Origin of the sequence: Paraburkholderia sediminicola, from assembly GCF_046027825.1 — a bacterium.
Taxonomy (GTDB): domain Bacteria; phylum Pseudomonadota; class Gammaproteobacteria; order Burkholderiales; family Burkholderiaceae; genus Paraburkholderia; species Paraburkholderia sediminicola_D.
In genome coordinates this window covers 43,915-55,029 of sequence record NZ_JAQQDU010000008.1, presented here as the reverse complement: position 1 = coordinate 55,029, position 11,115 = coordinate 43,915, and the positions used below count along the sequence as shown (strand labels likewise).

Below are 11,115 nucleotides of genomic sequence, written 5' to 3'. Positions count from 1 at the left end.
ATACCCACCATTTAGTTTCCAGCGGATAAGCTTTCAATTTCAAACAGAACCCGAATAACCACGCTATTCCTCAGTTTTAATCGCGCAGACTCACGTTAGTATTAACTTCGCGCGAGCGCGAGGAAAGCTCGCGCGCATTTTCCGAAAAACTTCGAAAAGCAAAAAATGATAATCAGCAAATTTCGAATGCTCGTGGTGGCCGCGGCCGCGGTCGCCACGGTCGCTCCGGCGTACGCAGGATTGGGCGGCGCACCGACCTACCCGGTGACGGCCAGCAGTACCAGCGCAGGGGCGGCCATCCAGAGCAGCGCCGCGGTGGCACGCTACGCGGCAAGCGCCAATGCGGCGGGGCCGGCTTACACCGTGAGCCAGACCACGCTGCCGTCGGGCACGGTGGTGAACGAATACATCACGGCGGGCAACACGGTGTTCGCGTTGAGCTGGGAAGGCCCGACCATGCCGCCGCTCAAGACGCTGCTCGCCACGTACTTCCCGTCTTATGTGCAGGGCCTCACCGACGCGCACGCGACGCAAGGCGGCGGCTACGGGACCGCCGTCGTGCATCAGTCGGCGCTGGTCGTGGAGACCGGCGGCCATATGGGCGCCTTTGTGGGTCGCGCCTATCTACCGCAAGCGTTGCCGCAGGGCGTGAGCGCTGCCGACATCAATTAAGCCTTTAAAAATTAATCGAGAGAATAAAAGTGCGCAAAATCGCATGGATCATTGCCGCGGCGCTCGGGCTGAGTCTGGCTGGCTGCGGTGGGGGCGGGGGTGGCGGGACGGGAACCAACAGCCCCACAACGCTAAACGCACCGGCCGGCGCAAGTTCGCCCGCGGCCGCACCCGCGAGCGGAGCCAGTAGTCCGACGCCCAACGTACTCGCGGCCGACGCGTCGGCGGTGCCTACCGCTGTCGGCCCCGGCAATACGATCGCGGTGACGGTTACCGGAACGGGCATCCACAACCAACCCATGGTCAGCGTCAGGATCTGCACCCCTGGGTCTAACGCCACCACGAACTGCGCGACGATCCCGAACGTGATCGTCGATACCGAGTCGTTCGGGTTGCGTCTGGTTCGCTCAGCAATTCCGACCACCACCTTCGGCGCACTCACAAACGAAACCGCGAGCGGCCTCCCGCTCGCCGAATGCGCGTTGTTCGGTAGTGGTTATGCGTGGGGTACCGTCCATTACGCGGACGTTGCACTTTCGGGCGAGACCGCCCAGAACGTACCGATTCAGGTGATCGGCGATTCCACACTGACCGCGCCTGCGCCGACCGAGTGTCAGGTTGGCCGTCCGCTGGTCACCACGGCCGATCTCGGCGCAAACGGTATTCTCGGTATCGGCGTAGCCCCGACCGACTGCGGCTCGGCGTGCGCGAATGGACCCGTGTCGACGTTCTACTACACCAACGCCGGTGTAGGCACCGCGGTGCCCATCAACGGCCAGATCACCAACCCCGTCTCACTGTTCGGGCAGGACAGCAACGGCGTGATTCTGGAGATGGCCCAGGTGTCCGATAGCGGCAGCGCGAGCGCTCAGGGTACGCTGGTCTTCGGCATCGACACGCAGCCTAACAACGTATTGTCGGGCACGACCGCCACGCTGATGATGACGAACGGGAACGGCGACTTCACGTCGACCTACAACGGGACCACGCAGACAAAAACGTTCTTCGATTCGGGCTCGACGGTGATGTTCTTCCCGGACCTGTCGATCCCGATTGACAGCAGCTCCGGATACTACATACCGACGACGACGGTGGGGCGGTCATCGTCGCTGGTGAACGCCATCCCGACGAGCGTGTCGCTCGGCTTCAATATTGCGAACGGCGCGACGCTGAACGCTTCGGGGAATAGCGCGTTCAATAACCTCGGTATCTATATGAACCGTCAGTTCGACTTCGGCATGCCGTTCTTCTATGGCCGGCACGTGTACTACGGCATTGCCGGCAAGGCGTCCACGGGTGGTGGCACAGGACCGTATGTCGCGTACGTTTCGAGCTAAGTGACGCTGCGTCCTGCGCGATGGATATCGGCGGTGGGGACCGATATCCATTTGCGCGGGGCGAGCAGACCGCGCGTGCCAGCAAGACTTTCAAACACTTTGAAAGAGGAGTTGATGCCCGGTGACTGTCTTGCATAATCCTCAAAACAGGGATAGATATCCCCATGTTGAGGATTCTCATGAGAATCCCTATAATGAGGACGATCGTCCCCGTACCAAGGATTGGCCATGAGTGTTGCCGACTTTCTCTTCACACCAGGCTTGCAACGCGTCCTCGGTGCCACGCTGCTGCAGCCTGACCGCAGTTTTACGCTACAGCAACTGCTGCGTCTGGCAGACAGTGGGCGCGGAAGCGCTCAAAAGCAGGTGGACCGACTAGTCGAGGTCGGCGTACTTCAGGAAGACGCCCGACGAGGCCGGCAACGGAGCATCCGGGCGAATACCGAATTCGTCCTCTATCCAGAGTTGCTTAGTATCGCGCGCAAGTCATTTGCTGTTGTGGAGCCGCTGAAAGATGCCCTCGCGCCTTTCGCCGAACAAATCACCTCGGCCTTCGTATTTGGCTCCGTGGCCAAGGGCACGGACAGCGGCCGAAGTGACATCGACTTGATTGTCGTCGGGAGTGCCCCTCTCCTCGAGCTATCTGAGGCCATGCAGATGGCCGAGCAAGGTCTGCTGCGCCCCGTCAACTTCTCTCTGTACGAGCCTGCTGAATGGGCTGCCCTGATAAAATCAGACCCTATTATGGGCCAGATTGCCCAAGGCCCCACCCTGAAGATACTGTGATGCCGCGCCCATCTGAATACGAAAACCTCATTAAGACAAAAGCCTTCGAGGCGGTCGCCCCAACGCCCGGAGCTATCGCGGGCTTCCTGCGTAACGCAGCTGACTATAAGGCCACCGCCGATGGGCTAGCCCCCAGCCGACATCTGCAGGTCTTTACCTTGGCCTACGAAGGCTATTTCCAAGTGGTCCAGGCCGTCCTGGAGTTCTACGAGGTCCGCACCAAAGATGCCGGCCGTAACCTGGCCATCCAGCGTGTATCCACTTCGCTGGGCGTGAGCTCCCAAGAATTTGCCTTTATCACGAAGGCCCACGAACGTCGCAACGGTACCTCTTACGTTTCACCGTTTCCCCCGGTGTCGAAGGCTGAGGCCGCCACCATGCTGGCCATCCTGGCTAAGTACCTACTCGTTGCGCATACGCTGACTGACACGCCGTGAGCCCCTGTCTTGCAGAAGCGCCCTCCCCTAATAAATCCCCATCGCCCCTTCAATACTGCGCACCATCGAAACCAGCCGCGGTCCGATATCCCCTTCCAGCTGATTCTCCTTCAGCAGATAAGAAGGCACGCCGCAGTTGAACACCAGAATCTCGCCGTCGGCCGAAGGTTTCATCGGCACGGCGACGGCGTGCACTTCCTGTCGCAAGTCGCCGTACGAAACGCAGAACCCACGTTCGTAGAAATAGTCGATACCGCTCATCACGCGCTCGCGAAACGTATTCCATTCGCTCGGCGCCTTCACCGCAATCTCATTGCAAAGCGCCTCGCGCCGCTCGGCCGGCAGCGCCGCGAGCAGCGCGCGGCCCATTGCGGTTCGCACAATCGGATAGCTCAGGCCGATATCTGCCGGTAACCCCAAAGGCGTCGTACTGCGGCTGCTTTCCAGGTACACGACGTTAAGCCGGTCCCGCATGCCGAGCGAGACCGAACCGCGAATCTGATCCGCCAGTTCCTTCATCGAAGGCCGCGCGATCTGCCGAACGCTCAAGCTCGCGAGCAACGGATAGCTCAACGACAGCACGGCCGAACCGAGCTGAAACTTGTTGTTCATACGATTGACGCGCAAGTAGCCGAGGCGCGTGAGCGTGTAGGTGAAACGCGAGATGGTGGCCTTGGTCATGCCTGTGCGCGCCGCCAGCTCCGCGTTGCCGAGTTGTGATTCGCGCGGCGTGAAGCAATGCAGGATGTCGAGGCCGCGCGCCAACGTGGTGGCGAACTGCCGGTCGCCGTCGAATTCGTCGGGCACATAGCGCGCCTTCGAATCCAGATAGTCGCCTGCCAGCGCCGCCGCGGAAATCTTGTTGTTGGCTGCCATGATCGTCTCCCTTCAGGTAGCCAATTTTGCGCCTCATGTTCAGCATATCCAAACTCTGTTCTGCAGAGTCGAACAAATCATGCCGACTGCCTGTAAATCTTCGATAGTGAAGTCATAAATCGACTCACACGACGGAGACAAGCATGACCATGAACCCCTCGCATTTCGACTCGATGCTCGCCGACGTCGCGCGGTTCGTTCGCGAAGAAGCGATTCCGCGCGAAAACGAGATCGAGAAGGCGGATGCCGTGCCGACGGATCTCGTCGAACGCATGCGCGAACTCGGCTATTTCGGCTGGAGCATTCCGCGCGATTTCGGTGGCGCCGGACTGTCGACGGAGCAACTCGTGCGCGGCGCATTCGAGCTCTCGCAAGCCTCGGTGGCATTCCGCGCGCGGGTCGGCACCAATACCGGCATCGGCTCGGAAGCGCTCGTCGCCGACGGCACCGACGCGCAGAAACAGCACTATCTGCCGCGTCTCGCCTCAGGTGAACTGACCGGCGCTTTCGCGCTGACCGAAGCGGACGCCGGCTCGGACGCCACCGCGTTGCGCACCACCGCGCGGCGAGTCGGCGATCACTACATCCTTGACGGCAGCAAGTGCTTCATCACCAATGCGCCGATCGCGGACCTGTTCACCGTGATGGCCCGCACCGATCCTGCCACGCCCGGCGCCGGTGGCATTTCCGCATTTCTCGTCGAACGCGGCATGCCGGGTCTGTCCACCAGCGCGCCCTACGACAAGATGGGCCAGGCTGGTTCACCGGTTGGCGACGTGGTGTTCAATGCGTGCCGCGTGCCCGCGGCCAATCTGATCGGTGGCGTCGAAGGTCAAGGCTTCCGTACCGCGATGAAAGTGCTGAACAAGCAGCGCATTCACCTGGCCGCGCTGTGCACCGGCCCTGCCATGCGGATGCTCGAAGAAGCCGTGGCGTACACCTCGAAACGCGAGCAGTTCGGCAAGCCTGTGGCTGAGTTCCAGCTCGTGCAGGCCCTGATCGCCGAATGCCAGACCGAAATCTACGCCGCGCGCTCAATGATTCTCGAAACCGCGCGCAAACGCGATGCGTGTGAGGACGTCGCGCTGGAAGCGTCGATGTGCAAGATGTTCGCCTCGGAAATGTGTGGACGCGTCGCGGATCGGGCGGTCCAGATGCTCGGCGGACGCGGTTACCTCGCGGGCAATGCGGTCGAGCGGTTCTATCGGGATGTGCGCGCGTTCCGCATTTACGAAGGCACCACGCAGATTCATCAGTTGAACATCGCGAAGATCACACTGCGGCGCGCGGCTGAGCGGGATCAGGCGGGACAGAAGGACAGCGTTCAGACCGACGCTGCGCGTGCAGCATGAGCACGGTCATGAACACCTCCACAAACACCGCCACGGACTGCGCCACCACACTCGACGTCGAACGGCTCGTCAATCCGCGCTCGATCGCGATCATCGGTGCCTCAAACGATCCGAAGTCGATCAGCGGCCAGCCCATGCGCTTTCTCATACAGCACGGGTATCAGGGCACGCTGTATCCGGTGAATCCGAAGTACGCGGAGATCGACGGCGTAGCGTGCCACGCCAGCATCGCCGCATTGCCCACTACGCCCGATCTCGCGTTGATCCTCGTTGCGGCGCGTCGCGTGCCCGACATGCTGCGCCAATGCGGCGAAAAAGGTATCGGCTTCGCGATCATCTACAGCTCCGGATTCGCCGAGGCGGGCGAAGCCGGCGCCGCGTTGCAGCGCGAATGCGCGGACATCGCGAAGGCGTTCGGCATCCGCGTGATCGGTCCGAACTGCCAGGGCTTCGTCAGCACGGGCGCCAACGTCTATGCAGGATTCGGCGCGCCGTTCGGCGTCGACTACCGGCGCGGCGGCCTGTCGCTGATTTCGCAAAGCGGCGGCTTCGGCTGCGCGCTGCTGCTGATGGCCGACGAACTCGGCATCGGCTTGCGGCATTTCATCACTACCGGCAATGAGGCCGACGTCAGCCTGCTCGATCTCGTCGACGCCTGTATCGCGGACCCGCAAACGTCGCTGATCGCTGCCTATATCGAAGGTCTGAAGGATGCGCGGCGTCTCGTCGACGTCGCCAACCGCGCGCTCGACGCGGGCAAACCGCTGCTCGCGTGGAAAGTCGGCAACACCGCCGACGGCGCCAAAGCAGCCGCATCGCACACGGCGAATCTGGGCGGTGCATCGGCGCTCTATCGCACCGCTTTCCGCCAGACCGGCGTGATCGAGGTCACCGATGTCGCGGACCTCGGCGACTACGCCAAGGCGTTCGAAGCCCAACGCCTGCCGCGCGGCAACCGGATCGCGGTCGTCACGCTCTCGGGTGGCGCCGGCATTCTGATTACCGATGCCTGTGCTGAACGTGGCATGTCTGTGCCCGCGCTGTCGGCAGCGACGCTCGAGCAGCTCAAACCGATCGTGCCCGCGTTCGCCTCGTTGAACAATCCGATCGATCTCACCGCGGGCATTCTCGCCGAGCCGAAGATTTTTGCGGATGCCTTGCAGATCATCGCCGACGATCCGAACATCGACGCCATCGCGATCATGGCAGCCGCGGCGAGCGGCGACGTGGCGCGCGCAATGGCCGAGGCGATCGTGCGCGTCTACGCAGCCACGACCAAGCCGATGATGCTCGCCTGGAACGCGCGCCGCGACATGGCCGCCGATGCCTACGCGCTGATCGAAACGCATGGCGTGCCGCTGTATGCGACGCCCGTGCGTTGCGGACGCGCATTCGCGGTGTTATCGGACTATGCGCAGGCGCGACGGACGCGTGCAGCGGCGCGCTGTGCCGAACCGCTTGCACATGTGCCATACGATGTCGAGCAAGCTCGCGCGTTGCTGACTGTCAGTCAGGGCGACCTGACCGAACACGCCTCGCAGGCGCTGCTGCGCGACTACGGCATCGAAACGCCCAGGAGCGAGCTCGCGCACACCAGCGGCGAAGCATGCGCCATCGCGCGAAAGATCGGCTTTCCGCTCGTGATCAAGGTGCAATCGCCCGACATTCCGCATAAAACGGAAGCCGGAGCCGTGCGGGTCGGCATCCGCGATGAAGCGACGCTCGCCGGCGCCTTCGACGAAATCGTCGCGAACGCGCGCCGCCATGTACCCCATGCGCGAATCGAAGGTGTGCTGGTACAGGAAGAGATCCGCGACGCGATCGAACTGATCGTCGGCATCGAGAACGATGCATCGTTCGGACCGGCGGTGATGTGCGGTCTCGGCGGGATCTATGCCGAAGTGCTGAAGGATGTGGCGTTCCGGCTCGCACCGGTCTCGCACGCCGACGCCCACGCGATGATCCGCGAACTGCGCGCCTTCGCGATGCTCGACGGTGCGCGCGGCAAACCGCCTGGCGATATCGAGGCGCTCGTCGAAACGATCGTCGCGCTCTCCACGATGGCGCTCGACCAGCAGGCGAATCTGAAGGAACTGGATATCAATCCGCTTTTCGTGCTGCCTGCGGGCAAGGGCGTGCGGGCCGGCGACGCGTTGGCGCGCTGCATGCCGCGCGCGGCCAACGCCGCGAATGGTGCCGGTACCGCCGACGACATGCACGAAAGCGAGCATTGCGCTCCGGCCGTCGTGGATGGATAGTGAAGCGGTGCCAGGCCGCTTTAAGACCGGATGTCGCTGATTTTCCGCGCCACATGCAGCGCTAAACATCGCGCTAAAACCGCACCACGCGCGGCAAAACGCATCGCAACATGCGCAGCGACATCCACCGCAGTTGGCATTCTTCGCGAGACCATCATGCACGGCTATTCGCATTCAGACACCTCGACCCCAGGCGACCTCACGCCCACCGAAGTCGAACGCACTTACCGCAAGATCTTTTTCCGGCTGATTCCGTTGCTGTTTCTCTGCTACGTGATCAGCTATATCGACCGCGTCAACATTGCCTTCGCCAAGCTGCAGTTCATGCACGACCTCGGCTTCTCGGAGTCGACTTACGGCTTGGGCGCAGGCCTTTTCTTCATCGGCTACGTACTGTTCGAAGTCCCGAGCAATCTGTGGATGCAGCGCGTCGGCGCACGCCGCACGCTGTTGCGCATCATGTTCGCGTGGGGGCTGGTGTCGAGTCTGATGATGTTCGTGCGCACGCCGACGCAGTTCTACGCGATGCGCTTCCTGCTCGGCGTGACCGAAGCGGGTTTCTTCCCCGGCATCATCTACTATCTGAGCTGCTGGTTTCCCGGCGCGCGGCGCGCTCGCGTCACGGCATTTCTGATGATGGCGACCGCAGTGGCGGGGATCATCGGCGGACCGATGTCCGGGTTCATCATGACGCGACTCGCGGGCGTCGGCGGTTTGCCGGGCTGGCAATGGCTGTTCCTTCTGGAAGGCGTGCCGGCCGTGACGCTCGGGATCATCGCGTTCCTCACGCTCGGCGACAAACCGGAAGACGTGAGCTGGCTCGACGAGCGCGAGAAAGCGCTGGTGTCGCGTGAACTCGCCGCCGATGAGAAGACCAAGCAAACCGGTCATCTCGACGGACTGCGTGGTGCGCTCGCCAACCCACGCGTGTATTTCGCGGCGCTGGTCTATTTCGCGGTGATGATGCCATTCAACGCGATCGGTTTCTGGGCGCCGACCATTATTCGCGACATGGGTGTCGCCAACGTGCTGGACATTGGGCTCCTGTCCGCGCTCGTCTTCATTGCGGCTGCGCTAGGCACCTATGTGGTGGGCGCCAGTTCCGACCGGACCATGGAGCGGCGCTGGCACGTCGCCGCAAGCGCTTGCGTGACCGCGCTGGCGTTCGCGCTGCTGCCGGCCGCCGGCCATAACGTTGCACTCGGCGTTGGGTTGCTGGCGCTGGCGGCGGCTGCGTCGTACGGCTCGTTTGTCGTGTTCTGGACGATTCCGCAGACCTTCCTGCCGCGCTCGTCGGCGGCGGGCGGCATCGCGATGATCACGAGTCTTGGCGGCACCGGGGGCTTCGTGAGTCCGGCGTTCGTCGGCTGGGTCAAGACGCAGACCGGCAGCGCGCAATATGGGCTGATTGGTTTGGCCGTGGTGTTGCTGGCCGGCGTCGTGTTGATGCTGGTGGTGTTTCCGGCACCGGGGAAAAGCGTGTCGAATGCCGCGGCCGGTGGCAATTCGAATGTGCCGGCGCAGCATGGGCTCGGGCAGACGAATCATTGAGAGGCGGCACCGAGGCCGAAACGCGCGTCCGGCCTCGGTATCGCCTTATCGGCGCAGATTCTGGCGGGTGCGGATCTCACCGTGAGAAGCAAGCTCGTTCGCGTGCTGCAGGACGAGACGCCACTTGCCCGTCCTTTACATGCGTTGATGCTGCCCACCCGCCGTCCGAGGGCGAAATTTCGTAGCTTTGTTGATTTTCTGGTGGCGGCACCGGCAACCTGGTGGATCCTTGAGTTACCGAACTCACCAGGAAGGCACCCCTCATGGAATTCCACGACGACGACCTCACCCATTTCGAAGCCCATGGCGCGGTCGCGTTGCCGGTCTCGAACGACGAAGGCTACGTCGAGCACGAAGGGGCGCAAATCTGGTACGCGTCATATGGGACTGGCGCGCCCGTGATTCTGCTGCATGGTGGTCTGGGGCACAGCGGCAATTGGGGCTTTCAAATCCCCGCGCTGGTCGGCTCAGGGCATCGCGTGGTGGTGATCGACAGCCGTGGCCATGGCCGCAGCACCCGCGATGCGCGCCCCTATATGTATGAGTTGATGGCGTCGGGCGTTCTGGCCGTGATGGACACGCTGCAACTTGACCGGGCCGCGATGGTGGGATGGAGCGACGGCGCCTGCGTCGCCCTGGTGCTGGGCCGCCAGTTCCCGGAGCGCGTTGCGGGGGTGTTTTTCTTCGGCTGCAATATGGACCCGAGCGGTACCAAGGCATTCGTGCCGACGCCGGTGATCGATCGCTGCTTCGCGAGGCACGCCAAAGACTACGCGCAACTCTCGGCGACGCCCGATGACTTCGACGCGTTTGTCGGCGCGGTCAGCGAAATGATGCGGACCCAGCCCAACTATTCCGCGCACGATCTGGCCGGGATCCGTGTACCGGTTGCAATCGTCCAAAGCGAGCACGACGAGTTCATCAAGCCGGAACACGCCGACTATCTCGCCCGCAGCATTCCCGGCGCGGTGTTGATTCTTCTGCCTGGCGTGAGCCACTTCGCCCCGCTGCAAAGGCCGAAGGAATTCAACCGTGTGTTGCTCGACTTTCTGAAACGGGTTCTTCCCTGAACGAAGCGCTCACGCGTGACGTTTTCGCTGCACCACGAATCCATGACACCCCACTATCTGGCCAGAACGCCAAAATTTCACGATGTGGAATGAGCCCCTGCTTCGTAAAAAATCGTGTTGCGTGGCACAAATCCGCCATTTCGCAATGCCGCCCCGCGTTGCACATCGTAAAATGAAAGCTATAACCACTTATTTTTAAACGATATTTTTTGCTCGAGTGAACCGTCTAACAACCCCTTGCACCATGACTCGCTGACGTAGACTCTTTTACAAGAGCCGACGGTTCATAGGGTGCAGCGAAAAGGGTGCAGTGAAAGACGGGACGAAAACGCAGTCGTAGTGAGTCCCCCGCCCCTACCTGAAGCCACCACGGCATCGCAGTTTTTAATTGGCAACTGGGAGACTAAAAATGGAAGGCTTTCGCTTTGGCTCAACGGAAGGAGCGTTCTACATCATGCCGGGTCAGGATGGTTGGGAAGCAACCTACGGCAACGAAACGCTCGGCGCATTTTCCAGCCCGCAACAGGCGGCTGACGACCTCGCGCGCGGCTTGACCTGCCCGCAGTTGTCCGAGATCGACACGTCGATGCTCGAAATTCCAGAAAAACTCAGCGAGTGGGAAATCGTTCACGTGTGAGGGTCAGTATGGCCGCTCACGTATGCGTAAAAACGACGATGGCGCTCCTGAGGAGCGCCATCGTCTTGCTTACTGCTTACTTCAGTGCCTGCTTCGGTAGCTTGAGCAACAGCCTCAGTACTTCATTCAGCACCTCATT

General features: G+C 61.9%; 10 protein-coding genes. 9 read left to right on the top strand and 1 reads right to left on the bottom strand.

Going from position 1 to position 11,115, the window contains the following annotated elements:
• The first annotated feature begins 165 nt into the window (after positions 1 to 165).
• The 4 genes from PQQ96_RS06400 (at position 166) to PQQ96_RS06385 (ending at position 3,232) form a co-directional block, all read left to right on the top strand.
• A complete protein-coding gene (locus PQQ96_RS06400; RefSeq protein ID WP_408290112.1) occupies positions 166 to 672 on the top strand; it encodes a DUF2844 domain-containing protein in 507 nt (168 codons plus the stop codon).
• A 29-nt stretch (positions 673 to 701) separates the two neighbouring features.
• The gene (locus PQQ96_RS06395) at positions 702 to 2,009 is read left to right on the top strand and encodes a DUF3443 domain-containing protein (RefSeq protein WP_408290110.1); all 1,308 of its coding nucleotides are present in this window, start codon (positions 702 to 704) and stop codon (positions 2,007 to 2,009) included.
• A 228-nt stretch (positions 2,010 to 2,237) separates the two neighbouring features.
• Positions 2,238 to 2,795 (top strand): nucleotidyltransferase domain-containing protein, encoded by a 558-nt coding sequence (locus PQQ96_RS06390; protein ID WP_408290108.1) that lies wholly within the window; start codon positions 2,238 to 2,240, stop codon positions 2,793 to 2,795.
• The gene (locus tag PQQ96_RS06385; RefSeq protein WP_408290107.1) at positions 2,795 to 3,232 is read left to right on the top strand and encodes a hypothetical protein; all 438 of its coding nucleotides are present in this window, start codon (positions 2,795 to 2,797) and stop codon (positions 3,230 to 3,232) included. The genes PQQ96_RS06390 and PQQ96_RS06385 overlap by 1 nt, the downstream gene beginning before the upstream one ends.
• Before the next feature lie 27 nt (positions 3,233 to 3,259).
• Here PQQ96_RS06385 and PQQ96_RS06380 read toward each other — a convergent pair whose 3' ends face one another.
• On the bottom strand, positions 3,260 to 4,108 hold the full coding sequence (locus PQQ96_RS06380; protein ID WP_408290105.1) for an IclR family transcriptional regulator: 849 nt from the start codon (positions 4,106 to 4,108) through the stop codon (positions 3,260 to 3,262).
• A 143-nt stretch (positions 4,109 to 4,251) separates the two neighbouring features.
• Between PQQ96_RS06380 and PQQ96_RS06375 the strand changes: the two genes are divergently transcribed.
• From PQQ96_RS06375 to PQQ96_RS06355, 5 genes are all read left to right on the top strand, one after another.
• On the top strand, positions 4,252 to 5,460 hold the full coding sequence (locus tag PQQ96_RS06375) for an acyl-CoA dehydrogenase family protein (RefSeq protein ID WP_408290103.1): 1,209 nt from the start codon (positions 4,252 to 4,254) through the stop codon (positions 5,458 to 5,460).
• Positions 5,461 to 5,468: 8 nt separating this feature from the next.
• Entirely contained in the window at positions 5,469 to 7,718 is a 2,250-nt protein-coding gene (locus PQQ96_RS06370; RefSeq protein WP_408290101.1) for an acetate--CoA ligase family protein, read from the top strand.
• Positions 7,719 to 7,874: 156 nt separating this feature from the next.
• On the top strand, positions 7,875 to 9,269 hold the full coding sequence (locus tag PQQ96_RS06365) for an MFS transporter (RefSeq protein ID WP_408290100.1): 1,395 nt from the start codon (positions 7,875 to 7,877) through the stop codon (positions 9,267 to 9,269).
• Positions 9,270 to 9,532: 263 nt separating this feature from the next.
• Positions 9,533 to 10,339 carry an alpha/beta fold hydrolase gene (locus tag PQQ96_RS06360; RefSeq protein ID WP_408290098.1) on the top strand — a complete coding sequence of 269 codons (807 nt, stop codon included), beginning with the start codon at positions 9,533 to 9,535 and terminating at the stop codon, positions 10,337 to 10,339.
• A 409-nt stretch (positions 10,340 to 10,748) separates the two neighbouring features.
• Positions 10,749 to 10,976: a hypothetical protein gene (locus tag PQQ96_RS06355; protein WP_408290096.1), complete on the top strand. Its 228-nt coding sequence runs from the start codon at positions 10,749 to 10,751 to the stop codon at positions 10,974 to 10,976.
• Positions 10,977 to 11,115: the final 139 nt, after the last annotated feature.

Bases quoted from the DNA above. Each gene is read 5' to 3' on its own strand.
- PQQ96_RS06400 (WP_408290112.1), top strand. From the start codon at position 166: ATGATAATCAGCAAATTTCGAATGCTCGTGGTGGCCGCGGCCGCGGTC.
- PQQ96_RS06390 (WP_408290108.1), top strand. From the start codon at position 2,238: ATGAGTGTTGCCGACTTTCTCTTCACACCAGGCTTGCAACGCGTCCTC.
- PQQ96_RS06385 (WP_408290107.1), top strand. From the start codon at position 2,795: ATGCCGCGCCCATCTGAATACGAAAACCTCATTAAGACAAAAGCCTTC.
- PQQ96_RS06380 (WP_408290105.1), bottom strand. From the start codon at position 4,108: ATGGCAGCCAACAACAAGATTTCCGCGGCGGCGCTGGCAGGCGACTAT.
- PQQ96_RS06375 (WP_408290103.1), top strand. From the start codon at position 4,252: ATGACCATGAACCCCTCGCATTTCGACTCGATGCTCGCCGACGTCGCG.
- PQQ96_RS06370 (WP_408290101.1), top strand. From the start codon at position 5,469: ATGAACACCTCCACAAACACCGCCACGGACTGCGCCACCACACTCGAC.
- PQQ96_RS06365 (WP_408290100.1), top strand. From the start codon at position 7,875: ATGCACGGCTATTCGCATTCAGACACCTCGACCCCAGGCGACCTCACG.
- PQQ96_RS06360 (WP_408290098.1), top strand. From the start codon at position 9,533: ATGGAATTCCACGACGACGACCTCACCCATTTCGAAGCCCATGGCGCG.
- PQQ96_RS06355 (WP_408290096.1), top strand. From the start codon at position 10,749: ATGGAAGGCTTTCGCTTTGGCTCAACGGAAGGAGCGTTCTACATCATG.